At 70.5% G+C, this 16,175-nt stretch carries 9 protein-coding genes and 1 tRNA gene; 2 read left to right on the forward strand and 8 right to left on the reverse strand.

Annotated elements, in window-relative coordinates; translation table 11 throughout:
* The first annotated feature begins 162 nt into the window (after positions 1-162).
* Together AB0H32_RS10230 and AB0H32_RS10235 are read left to right on the forward strand one after the other, a co-directional pair.
* The gene (locus AB0H32_RS10230; protein ID WP_361117227.1) at positions 163-702 is read left to right on the forward strand and encodes a hypothetical protein; all 540 of its coding nucleotides are present in this window, start codon (positions 163-165) and stop codon (positions 700-702) included.
* 433 nt (positions 703-1,135) lie between these two features.
* Positions 1,136-5,356, forward strand: coding sequence for an AAA family ATPase (locus AB0H32_RS10235; RefSeq protein WP_361117230.1), 4,221 nt, complete (start codon positions 1,136-1,138; stop codon positions 5,354-5,356).
* A 307-nt stretch (positions 5,357-5,663) separates the two neighbouring features.
* Here AB0H32_RS10235 and AB0H32_RS10240 read toward each other — a convergent pair.
* From AB0H32_RS10240 to dnaN, 8 genes are all read right to left on the reverse strand, one after another.
* Positions 5,664-5,737: transfer RNA gene (locus AB0H32_RS10240), tRNA-Ile, on the reverse strand.
* A gap of 112 nt (positions 5,738-5,849) precedes the next feature.
* Entirely contained in the window at positions 5,850-6,590 is a 741-nt protein-coding gene (locus AB0H32_RS10245) for a DUF3566 domain-containing protein (protein WP_361117233.1), read from the reverse strand.
* Between the two features lie 19 nt (positions 6,591-6,609).
* Positions 6,610-9,207 carry a DNA gyrase subunit A gene (gene gyrA, locus AB0H32_RS10250; RefSeq protein WP_361117236.1) on the reverse strand — a complete coding sequence of 866 codons (2,598 nt, stop codon included), beginning with the start codon at positions 9,205-9,207 and terminating at the stop codon, positions 6,610-6,612.
* 42 nt (positions 9,208-9,249) lie between these two features.
* On the reverse strand, positions 9,250-11,331 hold the full coding sequence (gyrB, locus tag AB0H32_RS10255) for a DNA topoisomerase (ATP-hydrolyzing) subunit B (protein ID WP_361117239.1): 2,082 nt from the start codon (positions 11,329-11,331) through the stop codon (positions 9,250-9,252).
* 364 nt (positions 11,332-11,695) lie between these two features.
* The gene (locus tag AB0H32_RS10260) at positions 11,696-12,259 is read right to left on the reverse strand and encodes a DciA family protein (protein ID WP_361117242.1); all 564 of its coding nucleotides are present in this window, start codon (positions 12,257-12,259) and stop codon (positions 11,696-11,698) included.
* A complete protein-coding gene (gene recF / locus AB0H32_RS10265; RefSeq protein ID WP_361117245.1) occupies positions 12,256-13,377 on the reverse strand; it encodes a DNA replication/repair protein RecF in 1,122 nt (373 codons plus the stop codon). Before recF ends, AB0H32_RS10260 begins: the two co-directional genes overlap by 4 nt.
* A gap of 64 nt (positions 13,378-13,441) precedes the next feature.
* Positions 13,442-14,317 carry a phosphogluconate dehydrogenase (NAD(+)-dependent, decarboxylating) gene (gene gnd / locus AB0H32_RS10270; RefSeq protein WP_361117248.1) on the reverse strand — a complete coding sequence of 292 codons (876 nt, stop codon included), beginning with the start codon at positions 14,315-14,317 and terminating at the stop codon, positions 13,442-13,444.
* 192 nt (positions 14,318-14,509) lie between these two features.
* Entirely contained in the window at positions 14,510-15,640 is a 1,131-nt protein-coding gene (gene dnaN / locus AB0H32_RS10275; RefSeq protein WP_067299148.1) for a DNA polymerase III subunit beta, read from the reverse strand.
* Positions 15,641-16,175 lie beyond the last annotated feature (535 nt).

Consider the following 16,175-nt stretch of genomic DNA (forward strand, 5'->3'; position numbering starts at 1 on the left):
GGACGTTTCACCATGGCACTCACCCCTTCGGGAACGGCCGGTGAGGCGACCATATCTGACGGACCGTCAGCTTTCCAGACGGCCGGTGCCCCTGGCCTCTTCACGGCCGGCGTGGCACCCTGCCCGCGCCCGGCCCCGGACACCCCCACAGGGAGACCGAAGATGAGCGGACTGGAAGAGGCAGTGGCAGCAACCTCGACGTCGGCAGCGGCCCTGGCAGCTCTGCGCAGGACCCACGCCGACCGTGCGCGCAGCGCGTACGAGCGCGCCGCCGCCACCTGCCGGCACGCCGGAGTCGGCCAGGACGACGCCCAGATCGTGCCGACGAGCCCCGTCGGCCGGGCCGCGGGCGCGCTGCGCCTGTCGGCCGGGTCCATCGCCGCCCTGGCCGCTGGTGCACCCGATCCCGCGGCGGACGCGCGCTGCGCCCGGAACGCCGCCGCCGCTGCCGCCCTCGCCGCCCAGGTGGCCGCGGCACGGGACACCGCGGACGAGCCCGGCACCACGGCCGCCGCCGCTTCCTCCGCCTCGGCATCGGCCCTGCGTGCCGCGCTCGCCGCGTCCCAGGCGGCCGCGACCGCCGCGGGCGGCACGGCACGGGGCAGGGACGCGTCGCTGAACGCCGCCGCCGACGAGGCCGAGCGGCGCGCCGCGGCAGCGGCACACGCGGCAGGATGGATCTCCCGGGGGCCCGGGGCGTAGTTCACCGGCCCGTCCGGCACCGGTCCCTCCCCACGTGGGGACCGGTACCGGACGGAGCTGGTGGTCTCGAACCGTGCCGCGTCGGCGGGTCGGCACGGACCGAAGCAACCGCGCCGACGGCATCGCAGGAGGGCCGGGCCCATGGCCGGTCCGGTCACCTGTCGTCGGTGTCCGGGTCGGCTCCCGTGTCTGCGCTGTCGTCGGTGCCTGCGATGCCTTCGAGGTCGTCGGCGGAAGTTGTCCGAGAACGATCGGCGCCACCCGCCGTCTTTTGCGCACCGGGCCGGTGGCCTGTCCGGACGCCGTGTGACGGGCTCGCCACCGGGACGTGATCCTGCCACCTGTCACCTCGGAGGGGGAGATTCCCGCGTCCGGTCCCGGGCTTATCCGCAGGTCAGCCGTATAGGGTGAGTTTTCCGGTCCGGACATCCAGATGCGGGGGGAAGTAAGGGGTGGGGCCTTGGGTTCCGACTCAGGGGCACGCACAGCTTTCGCCGAGCGCCTCGCACTGCTGTACAAGGAGGCTGGAAATCCTCCTCTGAAGAGCGTTTCCGAGGCGGTCGTACGGCTGCAGCGGGTGGACGAGCGCGGCCGGCCCGTGCGGGTGTCCGCCCAGCGCATCAGCGACTGGCGGCGGGCCAAGAACGTGCCCGCCCAGTTCGCCGCCCTCGCGGCCGTCCTGCACATCCTGGTCCCCGAGGCACGCCGCCTGCGGCCTGTTCCGGTCTCCGCCGGCCTCTACGACCTCGCCCAGTGGCAGCGTCTGTGGGAGCGCGCGGTCGCCGATCCGGCCGGCGACCGCCCGGCGGTGCCCGCGGCGGAGGAGCAGCCGCCGACGGCCGAGGCCCCGCCCGTCGCGGGCGGTGTGTGCCCCTACCGGGGGCTCGCTCCGTACCGCGAGGAGGACGCCCGGTGGTTCTTCGGCCGGGAGCGGAGCACGGACGCCCTCGTCACCCAGCTGCGGGCCGCGGAGAAGACGGGCGGGCTGATCATGCTCGTCGGCGCCTCGGGCGCCGGGAAGTCGTCGCTGCTGAACGCCGGTCTGGTGCCCGCGGTGCAGGACGGTGCGCTCGGGGACGGGAACAGCCGGCCGAGCGCCGTGCTCCAGCTGGTGCCGGGCGCCGACCCGCTCGGCGAGCTGACCTGCCGGATCCCGGAACTCGCCGCACTGGCCGCCGAGGCCCGCAGGGCCGAGCAGGAGGCGGCCCGGAACCCCGCGGCGCCGGGGTCGGACGCCCCGCGCTTCGCCCGTGGGGTGCGGGAGGCCGTCACCGCATGGGCACGGCGGGAGGCGTCCCCGGCCGGGCAGCCGTCCGACGAGGAGTCGTCGGGCGCCCCGGCGTCCGACGAGGCCTCCCCGCGTGCGGTCCTGCCGAGGACCGAGGCACCGGTGGCCGTGCGCCCGGCCACCGTGTCCTCCCCGGCCACCGGCCCTTCCCCGGCCGCCGACACCTCCCCGGCCTCCCGGCCGGTCCTCATCGTGGACCAGTTCGAGGAGACCTTCACCCTCTGCGCCGACGAGGCGGACCGGCGCACCTTCCTGCAGTTCCTGCACGCGGCCTGCACCCCGGCCACCGACTCGGGCGGTCCCGCCCCCGTGCTGGTGGTCCTCGGCATCCGCGCCGACTTCTACGAGCAGTGCCTCGGCTATCCCGAGCTGGCGGACGCGCTGCAGCACCGGCACATGGTGCTCGGCCCGCTGACCACGGCGGAGCTGCGCGAGGCGGTGACCGGCCCAGCCAAGGCCGTCGGCCTGGAGCTGGAACCGGGGCTGGCCGAGCTGATCGTGCGGGAGGTGAGCGCCGACGGCCCGCGCGGGGCGCATGACTCCGGAGTGCTCCCGCTGCTCTCGCACGCCCTGCTCGCCACCTGGCAGCGCCGCAAGGCGGGCCGGCTGACGCTGGCGGGCTACCGCGCGGCGGGCGGCATCCAGGGCGCGGTGGCGGCGACCGCCGAGCGCGCCTGGTCCGGCCTCGACCCCGCCGCCCGCACGGCCGCCCGGCTGCTCCTGCTGCGTCTCGTCCGGCTGGGCGAGGACACCCAGGCCACGCGCAGACGGGGCACGCGCCGCCAGCTGGCGCAGGAGTCGTCGGACCCCGGCAAGACCGAGGAGTCGCTGGAGGCGCTGGTGCGTGCCCGGCTTGTGACCCTCGACGCGGAGACCGTGGAGATCACCCACGAGGCGCTGCTGCACGCCTGGCCCCGGCTGCGCCACTGGATCGACGACAACCGCAACGACCATCTGCTGCGCCAGCGGCTGGAGGAGGACGGCCGGGCCTGGGAGGTCTCGGAGCGGGACAACTCGCTCCTGTACCGCGGCTCGCGCCTGGAACAGGCCCGCAGCTGGGCGAAGTCCGCCGGGGACACCTATCTGACCCGCAGTGCGGTGCAGTTCCTGGCCGCCTCGGTCAGGCTGCGCAGGCGCACGGTCCTGATCAGCCGCGCCGCGGTGGCGGCGCTGGTGGTGCTCGCCGTGCTGGCCGCGGGTTCGGCGGTGGTCGCGTGGCAGCAGCGGGACGACGCCCTGTTCGAACAGGTGCTCGCCGAGGCGGACCGGGCCCAGCACACGGATCCGTCGCTGGCCGCCCAGCTCGATCTGGTGGCCCACGACCTTCGGCCGGACGACGAGGGGACGTACAGCCGTCTGATCTCGATCGTGAACGCGCCGCTGGCCACCCCGCTGCTCGGCCACACCGGCGCCGTCTACCTGACCTCCTTCAGCCCCGACGGCAAGACCCTGGCCACGGCCAGCTACGACCGCACGGTCCGGCTCTGGAACGTGGCCGACCGCGGCCGGCCCAGGCCGCTGGGCAAGCCCCTGACCGGCCACACCAGCTGGGTGAGCAGCGCGGTCTTCAGCCCGGACGGCCACACCCTGGCCAGCGCGGGCGACGACGGCACGATCCGGCTGTGGGACGTCACGGACCCCGCCCGCCCGTCCCCGATCGGCTCACCGCTGACCGGCCACACGGGCACGATCTACCTGGTCGCCTTCAGCCCGGACGGGCGCACCCTGGCCTCGGCGAGCGAGGACCGCACGGTCCGGCTGTGGAACGTGGCCGACCCGCGCCGGCCGAAGCCGCTCGTCACGTTGGGCGGCCACACCGCCGCGGTGCGCTGCGTGGCGTTCAGCCCCGACGGGCGCACCCTCGCGGCGGGCGGCGACGACAACACCATCCGGCTGTGGAACACGGCCGACCCGCGCCACCCCGAGCCCCTGCGCACGGTGCTGACCGGCCACACGGACCTCGTGCACTCGGTGGCCTTCAGCCCCGACGGGCGCACCCTGGCCAGCGGCAGCGCGGACGACACCATCCGGCTGTGGAGCGTCTCCGATCCGCAGCGCGCGGCACCGCTCGGCTCGCCGCTCACCGGCCACACCGGCCCCATCTGGTCCGTGGCCTTCAGCCCCGACGGCAGACGGCTCGCGGCCGCCAGCGCGGACAGCACGGCGAGCCTGTGGAACGTCGCCGATCCCACGTCCCCCTCCCAGGTCGGCGAGCCGCTCACGGGCAGCAGCGGCGAGATGTACGCCCTGGGGTTCAGTCCCGACGGGCGCACCCTCGCCACCGGCAGCGGCGACAGCAAGGTCCGCCTGTGGTCCATCCCGACGTCGGACATGATCGGCCGCAGCGGGGCGTTCCGGCCGGACGGCAAGGTGCTCGCCACGGCCGCGCGCGACGGCAGGATCCGGCTGTGGAACGCGGCGGCGCCCGACCGGCCCGTGGCGCTGGGCAGGCCGTTCATGGAAGCGGACGGCGGCCAGCGTTCGATCGTCTTCTCCCCCGACGGCCGTACCCTCGCCGTCCTGAACGGCAAGGCGATGCTGTCCCTGTGGAACGTGGCCGATCCGGGCCATCCGGTCCTCACCGGGCCGCCCCTCACCCTGCGCACCCGCTTCGCGGGCACCCACGCACTGGCGTACAGCCCGGACGGACGGACCCTGGCCACCGTCTACGGCGACCACACCATCCGGCTGTGGAACGTCTCCGACCCCGCCCGTGCCGTCCCGCTCGGCAAGCCGCTCTCCGGGCACCGGGGCTACATCAACGCCCTCGTCTTCAGCCCCGACGGGCACACCCTCGCCAGCGGCAGCGCGGACCGCACCATCCGGCTGTGGAACGTCTCCGCCCCCGCCCGCGTCACCCCGCTCGGCAAGCCGCTCACCGACCACTCCGCCCCGGTCAACGCCCTCGCCTACAGCCCCGACGGGCACACCCTCGTCAGTGGCAGCGACGACGACACCGTACGGCTCTGGGACGTCACCGACCCCAGGGCGGCGAGTGCGCTCGGCTCCCCCCTGACCGGCCACACCGAGGCGGTCACCTCGCTGACGTTCAGCGCGGACGGCCGGGTCCTGGCGAGCGGCGGCGACGACAACACGATCCGGCTCTGGAACGTCACCCGTCCTTCCTCGGCCAAACCCATCGGCCAGTCGATGAGCCCGTACGCCAAGACGGGGAACTTCCTCTCCTTCAGCCCCAACAGCCGTGTGCTCGGGGTGTCCAGCGGCGCGGACACGGTCCGTCTGTGGCCCCTGAACGCCGACGAGGCCATCCGGCACATCTGCTCGGTCACCCGCAACGTACTGACCCCGCAGAAGTGGCGCGAGTACCTGACACGCCTGTCGTACGACCCTCCGTGCCCCCGCTGACCGATCAAGATCAGCCAACTACCCCGTCAAAACCTCCCGTTGCCTCCCCGAAACCCGTACAACCTTGTTACCCTTGGCCATAGCCCGATCGCTGGTGCATCCCCCGTCGCCAGCGGTCGGGCCTTTTTTCGTGTCGTAAAGCGGAATCCCTGCATGCAACCGGGCGCGCATCCCTGCACGTATCCCCTGTGCATATCCCTCGCACGTATCCCTGCAGGCATCCACGCGCGCATCCCCGCACGTGTCCCCGCACTCGTCCGCGCATGCAAAAACCCCCGGTCCAAGTGGACCAGGGGTCTTCGTTCTGTGGGGCTAACAGGATTTGAACCTGTGGCCTCATCCTTATCAGGGATGCGCTCTAACCAACTGAGCTATAGCCCCGCCGCGCTTTGCGGTGTGTGTCCCGCGCGCCGACTCCTGAAGATTAGCGCACGAGGGGGGCAGTCCCAAAATCGGTTGTCGCAGGACCGTCGGCGCAGGGCGACAGGTGGGATCACTCGTCCTCGGCCAGCGTCAGCTCGATGCCGCCCACGAAGCCCGCGGACAGGTTGTAGATGAACGCACCGAGGGTGGCGAGCGCCGTCGCGAGGACGACGTCGATGACCGCGATGATCGTCGTGAACGTCAGGACGTGCGGCAGGGAGAGGAACGCCTGGAGGTCGAAGCCGTTCGCCTCGTTGGAGCCCGTCGCCTCCGAGATGGTGCCGCCGACCGTCGAGAACACGCCCATCGCGTCCATGACCATCCAGAGCACCGCCGAGGCGACGATCGTGCAGATCCCGAGCGCGATGGAGAGCAGGAAGCTGACCTTCATGACCGACCACGGATCGGCCTTGGCGACGCGCAGCCGGGCCTTGCGGGTGCGCGGCGCCGTCTTCGCACCGGTGCGCGGCCGCCGTACGCCGGCGGCCGGGGCCTGCGCCGGATAGGCCTGCGGCGGGTGGTAGGGCCCGGCGGGCTGCTCGGAGCGCCGCTCCCCGGGCAGCGGGGACGCCTGATGCCCGTCGGCCGAGCCGGGCTGGGTCTGGGCGCCGCGGGTGTCCGTCACAGTTCCCCCCTGGGATCCATGCGTGTCGGTCGAGGGTGAGCCGTCCTTGCCTGCGTCGATCTTGCGGAGCTGGGTCGTGTGCGGGTCACCCGCACCCCTGGCGCTCGCGGCTGAGCCACGGCCGCCGCCGCCCGTTTCCGTACCCGTGGAGGTACCGGCCGATCCGGCGCCCGTGGCTCCGCTCACGATGACTCACTCCTCGTGCCTACTCGGCCGAGGGCGCCTCACCCTCGTCCGTGCCGGTGGTCGCGGCACCCTCGGCGGCCTCGTCCACGGCCACGTCGCCGTCGACTTCCTCCGCCTCGCGCCCCGCCTCGGCGTTACGTGCGATACCGACCACGGCATCGCGCTTGCCCAGGTTGATCAGTTGGACGCCCATGGTGTCACGGCCCGTCTCCCTGACCTCGCTGACTCGCGTACGAATCACACCGCCGGACAGGCTGATGGCGAGGATCTCGTCGCTCTCCTCGACAATCAGCGCCCCGACGAGAGAACCACGGTCCTCCACGATCTTGGCGGCCTTGATGCCGAGGCCGCCGCGACCCTGGACGCGGTACTCGTCGACGCCGGTCCGCTTGGCGTACCCACCGTCCGTCGCAGTGAACACGAACGTACCGGGTCGAACAACATTCATCGAGAGAAGCTCGTCGCCCTCGCGGAAACTCATCCCCTTGACGCCGGAGGTGGCGCGGCCCATCGGGCGCAGGGTGTCGTCCGAGGCGGTGAACCTGATCGACTGCGCCTTCTTGCTGATCAGAAGGAGATCGTCGTCGGCCGAAACCAGCTCGGCGCCGATCAGCTCGTCGTCGGATCCGTCCTCGCGCTCGCGCAGATTGATCGCGATGACGCCGCCGGAGCGGGGCGAATCGTAATCCTTCAGAGGCGTCTTCTTGACCAGACCGGCCTTGGTGGCCAGGACCAGGTAGGGCGCCGCCTCGTAGTCACGGATCGCGAGGATCTCGGCGATCGCCTCGTCCGGCTGGAAGGCGAGCAGGTTCGCCACGTGCTGGCCGCGTGCGTCCCGGCCGGCGTCCGGCAGCTCGTACGCCTTCGCCCGGTACACCCGGCCCTTGTTCGTGAAGAACAGCAGCCAGTGGTGCGTGGTGGAGACGAAGAAGTGGTCGACGATGTCGTCTTCCTTCAGCTTCGTGCCCCGCACGCCCTTGCCGCCGCGCTTCTGCGCCCGGTAGTCGTCCGTCTTCGTCCGCTTGACGTAACCGCCCCGCGAGACGGTGACGACGATGTCCTCCTCGGCGATCAGGTCCTCGATGGACATGTCGCCGTCGTAGGGCACCAGCATGGTCTTGCGGTCGTCGCCGTACTTCTCGACGATCGCGGCCAGCTCCTCGCTGACGATCCCGCGCTGACGGACCGGGGAGGCGAGGATCGCGTTGTACTCGGTGATCTTCGCCTGGAGCTCGTCGTGCTCCTGGACGATCTTCTGGCGCTCCAGAGCGGCCAGGCGGCGCAGCTGCATCTCGAGGATGGCGTTCGCCTGGATCTCGTCGATCTCCAGGAGACCCATCAGGCCGGTGCGCGCGATCTCGACGGTCTCACTGCGCCGGATCAGCGCGATGACCTCGTCGATGGCGTCCAGGGCCTTGAGCAGACCGCGCAGGATGTGGGCGCGCTCCTCGGCCTTGCGCAGCCGGAAGCGGGTCCGGCGGACGATGACCTCGATCTGGTGCGTCACCCAGTGGCGGATGAACGCGTCCAGCGAGAGCGTGCGCGGCACACCGTCGACCAGCGCCAGCATGTTGGCGCCGAAGTTCGACTGCAGGTCCGTGTGCTTGTACAGGTTGTTCAGGACGACCTTGGCGACCGCGTCCCGCTTGAGGACGATCACCAGGCGCTGGCCCGTACGGGACGACGTCTCGTCGCGGACGTCCGCGATGCCGCCGATCTTGCCGTCCTTCACCAGGTCGGCGATCTTCTGTGCCAGGTTGTCCGGGTTGGTCTGGTACGGCAGCTCGGTGACCACCAGGCACTGGCGGTTCTGGATCTCCTCGACCTCGACCACCGCGCGCATCGTGATCGAGCCGCGGCCGGTCCGGTAGGCCTCCTCGATGCCCTTGCGGCCGACGACGAGCGCGCCGGTCGGGAAGTCCGGGCCCTTGATGCGCTCGATGAGCGCATCGAGCAGCTCCTCGTGGGAGGCCTCGGGGTTCTCCAGGTACCACTGGGCGCCGGCCGCGACCTCGCGCAGGTTGTGCGGCGGGATGTTGGTCGCCATGCCGACCGCGATACCGGCCGAGCCGTTGATCAGCAGGTTCGGGAAGCGGGAGGGCAGGACGGTCGGCTCCTGGGAGCGGCCGTCGTAGTTGTCCGTGAAGTCGACGGTCTCCTCGTCGATGTCGCGGACCATCTCCATCGACAGCGGCGCCATCTTGCACTCGGTGTAGCGCATGGCGGCCGCCGGGTCGTTGCCCGGAGAGCCGAAGTTGCCGTTGGAGTCCACCAGCGGCATCCGCATCGACCACGGCTGGGCGAGGCGCACCAGCGCGTCGTAGATCGAGGAGTCGCCGTGCGGGTGGTAGTTGCCCATGACGTCGCCGACGACACGGGCGCACTTGTAGAAGCCGCGCTCGGGGCGGTAGCCGCCGTCGTACATCGCGTACAGGACGCGGCGGTGGACGGGCTTGAGGCCGTCACGGACGTCGGGCAGCGCACGGGACACGATGACGGACATCGCGTAGTCCAGGTACGAGCGCTGCATCTCCGTCTCGAGCCCGACGGGCTCGACGCGCAGCACGGTCTCGCCGCCCTCGGTCTCAGGGGTTTCCGGAGTGTTCTCGTCGGCCATTGCTGGTGAAGATCCTTCCTGGTGCGGTCAGCTGAGACCGACTCAGATGTCGAGGAAGCGGACGTCCTTGGCGTTGCGCTGGATGAACGCGCGGCGGGCCTCGACGTCCTCGCCCATCAGGACGGAGAACAGGTCGTCGGCCTGGGCGGCGTCGTCCAGGGTGACCTGGCCTAGGACGCGGTGCTCCTGGTCCATGGTCGTCACGCGCAGTTCCTCGGCGTTCATCTCGCCGAGACCCTTGAAGCGCTGGATCGAGTCCTCCTTGACCCGCTTGCCGCGCTGGCGGCCCATCTCCAGCAGCGCGTCGCGCTCGCGGTCGGAGTACGCGTACTCGACCTCGTCCCGGCCCCACTTGATCTTGTAGAGCGGGGGACGCGACAGGAACACGTGCCCGGCCTCGACCAGCGGCCGCATGAAGCGGAACAGGAACGTCAGCAGCAGGGTGTTGATGTGCTGGCCGTCGACGTCGGCGTCCGCCATCAGGATGATCTTGTGATAGCGGAGCTTCTCGATGTCGAAGTCCTCGTGCACACCCGTGCCGAAGGCGGAGATCAGCGCCTGGATCTCCTGGTTCTGCAGGATCTTGTCGATCCTGGCCTTCTCGACGTTGAGGATCTTGCCGCGGATCGGGAGGATCGCCTGGTACTGCGGGTTGCGGCCGGACTTGGCCGAGCCGCCGGCGGAGTCACCCTCGACGATGAAGATCTCGCACTTGGTCGGGTCGTTGGACTGGCAGTCCGACAACTTGCCCGGCAGGGACGCCGACTCCAGCAGGCCCTTGCGGCGGGTGAGGTCGCGGGCCTTGCGGGCCGCCACGCGCGCGGTGGCCGCCTGGATGCCCTTGCGGACGATGTCCGCGGCCTCGACCGGGTTGCGGTCCAGCCAGTCGTTGAGGTGCTCGTAGACAGCCTTCTGCACGAAGGTCTTGGCCTCCGTGTTGCCCAGCTTGGTCTTGGTCTGGCCCTCGAACTGCGGCTCGCTCAGCTTGACCGAGATGATCGCCGTCAGACCCTCACGGATGTCGTCACCGGTGAGGTTGTCGTCCTTCTCGCGCAGCAGCTTCTTGTCGCGCGCGTACTTGTTGATCAGCGAGGTGAGCGCCGCGCGGAAGCCCTCCTCGTGCGTACCGCCCTCGTGCGTGTGGATGATGTTGGCGAACGAGTACACGCCCTCGCTGTAGCCGCTGTTCCACTGCATCGCGACCTCGAGGGACAGGCTCTTGTCCTTGTCCTCGCCCTCCAGGTCGATGACGGTGGGGTGCACCGCCTCTCCCTTGCGGGAGTTGAGGTACTTCACGAAGTCGACGATGCCGCCCTCGTAGTGGTACGTGACGGTCTTGACCTCGTCCTTCTCGTCCGCACCCGCCTCGTCCGCCCCGGCCGTGGCCTTCGCCGACTCGCGCTCGTCGGTGAGCTTGAGCGTCAGACCCTTGTTGAGGAACGCCATCTCCTGGAAGCGCCGCGAGAGCGTCTCGAAGGAGTACTCGGTGGTCTCGAAGATGTCGGGGTCGGCCCAGAAGGTGACCGAGGTGCCGGTCTCCTCCGTCGCCTCGTGCCGGTCGAGCGGGGCCGTCGGGACGCCGAGCTTGTATTCCTGCGTCCAGCGGTGGCCGTCGGTCCTGATCTCGACGGCGACCTTCGTGGACAGCGCGTTCACGACGGACACACCCACACCGTGCAGGCCACCGGAGACGGCGTAGCCGCCGCCGCCGAACTTGCCGCCCGCGTGCAGCACGGTCAGCACGACCTCGACGGCCGGCTTGCCCTCGGAGGGCACGATGCCCACCGGGATGCCACGGCCGTTGTCGACGACACGCACGCCGCCGTCGGCGAGGATCGTCACGTCGATGGTGTCCGCGTAGCCGGCCAGCGCCTCGTCGACGGAGTTGTCGACGACCTCGTACACCAGGTGGTGCAGACCGCGCTCACCGGTGGAGCCGATGTACATGCCGGGCCGCTTGCGGACCGCGTCCAGCCCTTCGAGCACGGTGATGGCGCTGGCGTCGTAGGAGGCGGAGGCTGCGCCGGAATCTGCGGCCTCGCCGGTCACGCCGGCGTCGGTGGACGGGATGTTCTCGTTGGGGTTGCCGGAATCGGCCACGAAGCGCCCTTTCTGGCACAGCACGAGCCGAGCTCGTCGGCGGGTTGCCGGAGCGGCTGCGGCATGTTGCGTTGGTAAGCCTTGATCAGCGTTGCTCAGCTTTTCCCGGACGGTCCCCACGTTTGGGGCGGGATTGGCTTCCAGTCTACCGGTAGCGCCGACAGTGATGGGGGTTTGCCGGTACCTGAGTCCTCATGTGCCGCCCTGAACCGGTCTCGGCCGGGTCCCGATATACGGATGGGGGCTCCAAGCGGCTCACAGCGCCACTCAGCGCTTCGGGCCGTCAACCCTTGGCTACTGGGGGGTCAGCTTGCGATCCACGCCTGTGCACGGGGGTGTGACCAGGGGTGTGCCGGCACCGCGCAGCAGCCGTAGGACGTGAGGTACGTCACCCGTAGGTATCGCCGGGGCCCGTACTCCCGGGAGCCCGCAGGGGGCCGTAGCGCCGGGCGGGACCGCCGGGACCGTTGACCTTCAGCAGCCGGACCGTGCCGTGGCCGAGGTCCTGGTTGAGGCGGGCGACCAGCGTCGGGGCGAGCAGACGCAGCTGGGTCGCCCACGCCGTCGAGTCGCACTGCACGGACAGCACGCGCTCGTCCTCGTCGTACTTCTGCGGCACACAGTGCTTGGCCAGGTCCTCGCCGACGATCTGCGGCCAGCGGCCCATGACGCCGCCCACCGCGGCCGGGGTCTCCCAGCCGCGCTCGTTGATCAGCCGGTTGATCGCGGCGCCGAGCGCCATCGGGTCCCGCCCGTCGGCCCGCGCGCCGGAACGCAGACCGCCGCCGCGCCGCGCCTGCTTCTTCTGCCGCGCCGCGTCACCACGCGCGCGTGCCTGTTCCTTCGCGGCGCGCAACGCCACGCGCGCGAGGTCGACACCGGAGGGTTCCGGAGCCTTCTTCGGGCTCTTCGGGCTCTTCGCGTCCTTCGGAGCGGGTTCGTCGGTGCTCATGCGCGCTCCACAGCGCCGTCGGCCACCGCATACCGGGCGCCGGCCAGTACATGCGGTACGTCGTCGTCCACAGCGGCGGTGACCAGCACCTGCTCGCCGGGCGCGACCAGCTCGGCCAGCCGCTCACGGCGGCGGGCGTCCAGCTCGGCGAAGACGTCGTCCAGGATCAGCACCGGCTCGTTGCCCTCCGCGCGCAGCAGGTCGTACGAGGCCAGGCGCAGGGCGAGGGCGTAGGACCAGGACTCGCCGTGGGAGGCGTAGCCCTTGGCGGGCAGCTGACCCAGCTTGAGAACCACATCGTCCCGGTGCGGTCCCACGAGGGTCACGCCCCGCTCGATCTCCTGCTTGCGCGCCTCGGCGAGGGCCGCCAGAAGCTGGGCGCAGAGATCCTCGCGCGTGTGCGCCTCGCCGGGCGCGGACGGCTTGTACTCCAGCGCGATCGGGCCGCCGCCGGGAGCCAGCTGCTCGTACGCCTTGTCGGCCAGCGGCTGGAGCGCCGCGATCAGGTCCAGGCGCTGGGCGAGCAGCTCGGCGCCCACCCGCGCGAGGTGCTGGTCCCACACGTCGAGCGTGGACAGGTCCATGGACCGGCCGCCGTGCCTGCGGGCAAGGGCGGCGGTCTTCAGGAGCGTGTTGCGCTGCTTGAGCACCCGCTCGTAGTCCGAGCGCACTCCCGCCATCCGCGGCGACCGTGCCGTGATCAGCTCGTCCAGGAACCTGCGCCGCTCACCGGGATCACCCTTGACCAGTGCCAGGTCCTCGGGCGCGAACAGCACGGTCCGTACGATCCCCAGCACGTCCCTCGGTCTGACCTGCGAAGACCGGTTGATGCGGGCGCGGTTGGCCTTGCCGGGGTTCAGCTCCAGCTCGACCAGCTGCTGCCGCTCGCCCTGCCTGACCTGCGCCCGGATGACGGCCCGCTCGGCGCCCATGCGGACGAGGGGGGCGTCGGAGGCGACGCGGTGGCTGCCGAGCGTCGCCAGGTAGCCGACCGCCTCGACCAGGTTGGTCTTGCCCTGGCCGTTGGGGCCGACGAAGGCGGTGACGCCCGGGTCCAGCGGGACCTCGACCCGGGCGTACGAGCGGAAGTCGGCCAGCGAAAGATGCGTGACGTGCATGGTCGTTTCGCCGACCTCCCCCTGAGTAGTGACGGGTTGTGGATCGCGGGGGCGACCCTGTGGACTACTTCTTCTCCACTGCGTGGCCGCCGAACTGGTTGCGCAGCGCGGCGATCATCTTCATCTGCGGCGAGTCCTCCTGGCGGGAGGCGAACCGCGCGAACAGCGACGCGGTGATCGCGGGAAGCGGCACCGCGTTGTCGATGGCGGCTTCCACAGTCCAGCGTCCCTCACCGGAGTCCTGTGCATAACCGCGCAGCTCGCCGAGGTGCTCGTCCTCGTCCAGGGCGTTCACCGCGAGGTCCAGCAGCCAGGAACGGATGACCGTGCCCTCCTGCCAGGAGCGGAAGACCTCGCGGACGTTCTCCACGGAGTCGACCTTCTCCAGCAGCTCCCAGCCCTCGGCGTAGGCCTGCATCATCGCGTACTCGATGCCGTTGTGGACCATCTTCGCGAAGTGGCCCGCGCCGACCTTGCCGGCGTGCACCGCGCCGAAGTCGCCCTCCGGCTTGAGCGCGTCGAAGACCGGCTGCACCGTGGCGACGTGCTCGGCGTCGCCGCCGTACATCAGCGCGTAGCCGTTCTCCAGGCCCCAGACGCCGCCGGAGACGCCGCAGTCGACGAAGCCTATGCCCTTGGCGGCCAGCTGCTCGGCGTGCCTCTCGTCGTCCGTCCAGCGGGAGTTGCCGCCGTCCACGACCACGTCACCGGGCTCCAGCAGCTCGGCCAGCTCGTCGATCGTCGACTGGGTGGGCTCACCGGCCGGGACCATCACCCAGACCACGCGCGGGCCGCTGAGCTTGCCCACAAGCTCTTCCAGGCTCTGGACATCCGCGAGGTCCGCATTGCGGTCGTATCCGAGAACGGTGTGGCCTGCGCGGCGGATCCGCTCGCGCATGTTGCCGCCCATCTTGCCGAGGCCGACGAGACCGAGCTCCATCAGTTGTGTTCCTTAGGTTGCTGTGTGGCGTGTGGGGCACCTGCGTACCCGGGTCCGAGCCTAGCCCCGGACCCTCACGCACAGCTGTGGGCATACGCGCTCATACGTAGGCCCTCACCTGCGGATTCCGTCCACAGGCCGGTGGACCTTCCCACCGTCCTGTGGACGACCGTCGGCACTCGGCGCGGGGGCTCAGCCGCTCAGCCGCACCGGCATGATCAGATACTTGTAGGCCTCGTCCGCCTCCGCGTCCAGCGCCGGCTTGCCACTGAGCAGCGCGGGCTTGGTGGACGTCGTGAACGACAGCTGGGCCACCGGGGAGTCGATGGCGCTCAGGCCGTCCAGCAGGAAGGTCGGGTTGAAGGCGATCGAGATGTCGTCGCCCTCCAGCTGGGCGTCAACCCTTTCCACAGCCTGTGCATCGTCGCTGGAGCCGGCCTCCAGGATCAGCACACCCTGCTCGAAGCTCAGCCGCACCGGGGTGTTGCGCTCGGCGACCAGGGCCACACGCTTGACGGCCTCCACGAAGGGGGCGGTCTCGATCACGGCGACGGAGTTGAACTCGGTCGGGAAGAGCGTGCGGTACTTCGGCAGGTCGCCCTCGAGCAGACGCGTGGTCGTCCGGCGGCCCGCGCCCTCGAAACCGATCAGGCCCTCGCCCGCGCCGGAGCCGGACAGCGCCAGCGTGACGCTGTCGCCCGCACCGAGCGACTTGGCGGTGTCCAGCAGCGTCTTCGCCGGGACCAGGGCGACGGCGGAGGCTTCCGGGTTCTCCGGCTTCCACAGGAACTCACGGACCGCGAAGCGGTAGCGGTCGGTGGAGGCAAGGGTGACCGTGTCGCCCTCGATCTCGATGCGCACACCGGTGAGGACGGGCAGCGTGTCGTCGCGCCCGGCGGCGATGGCCACCTGGGAGACGGCGGCCGCGAAGACCTCGCCGGGAACGGTGCCGGTCGCGTTCGGCATCTGCGGCAGCGCCGGGTACTCCTCCACAGGCAGGGTGTGGAGTGTGAAGCGAGAGGAGCCGCAGACCACGGTCGCCCGTACACCGTCTGTGGAAATCTCCACCGGACGGTTGGGGAGAGCGCGGGAGATGTCGGCGAGCAGACGGCCGGAAACGAGGACCGTGCCCTCCTCGTCGACCTCGGCCTCGACGCTCACACGGGCGGAGACCTCGTAGTCGAAGCTCGACAGGCTCAGCTGGCCGTCCTCGGCCTTCAGCAGGAGGCCGGCGAGGACAGGGGCCGGCGGACGGGCCGGGAGGCTGCGTGCAGCCCACGCCACTGCCTCCGCGAGTACGTCGCGTTCCACCCGGATCTTCACGGTAAGCCGCCTCCTGCTGTTGCTACTGAGTCCTCCGACTCGGTGTCACGGCCCACTGCGAAGGGAAGGACACCGGGGACCAGTCTGACGCACCGCACTGACAGTAGGTGCCTGTCGGGGTCAAGTCGCTCCGAGGGGCAGCCGGGCTCGAGAGAGCGAGTTGTGCACAGGCCCCGCTTCAAAGCGATTCCCAGGCTCTCTCTAGTCGGGAGTAGTAGTAGGGCCTGTGGATACCGTGGATAACCTCGTTTGCCCAGCTCAGAGGCCGAATTTTGTCCACTGACCCTGTGGGTGGAGGCGGTGGACAACCAGGCGTTTCTGTGGAGAACAGAAAGTTCTGCACACACCACCCACAGCCCGAGGGCAGTTCTCCCCAGCTGCGTCCCCAGGTTTACCCACGTTTCCCACACCCCAATCCGGCACCTTCGTGTGACCGCTTTCACTCGACGCGGTGAGTGGGTGCGTTGCGTTGCCGAACAGTGGACAGCCATGTGGAGAAGCTGGGGATCGCTGGGGACAACCGGCCCCAGCCTGT

It is taken from the genome of Streptomyces sp. NPDC020362, assembly GCF_040642095.1.
GTDB lineage: Bacteria > Actinomycetota > Actinomycetes > Streptomycetales > Streptomycetaceae > Streptomyces.

Excerpts from the sequence above, each read along its gene's own strand:
- recF (WP_361117245.1), bottom strand. The coding sequence starts at position 13,377 with ATGCACGTCACGCATCTTTCGCTGGCCGACTTCCGCTCGTACGCCCGG.
- AB0H32_RS10235 (WP_361117230.1), top strand. The coding sequence starts at position 1,136 with ATGCGGGGGGAAGTAAGGGGTGGGGCCTTGGGTTCCGACTCAGGGGCA.
- gyrA (WP_361117236.1), bottom strand. The coding sequence starts at position 9,207 with ATGGCCGACGAGAACACTCCGGAAACCCCTGAGACCGAGGGCGGCGAG.
- AB0H32_RS10260 (WP_361117242.1), bottom strand. The coding sequence starts at position 12,259 with ATGAGCACCGACGAACCCGCTCCGAAGGACGCGAAGAGCCCGAAGAGC.
- gnd (WP_361117248.1), bottom strand. The coding sequence starts at position 14,317 with ATGGAGCTCGGTCTCGTCGGCCTCGGCAAGATGGGCGGCAACATGCGC.
- AB0H32_RS10230 (WP_361117227.1), top strand. The coding sequence starts at position 163 with ATGAGCGGACTGGAAGAGGCAGTGGCAGCAACCTCGACGTCGGCAGCG.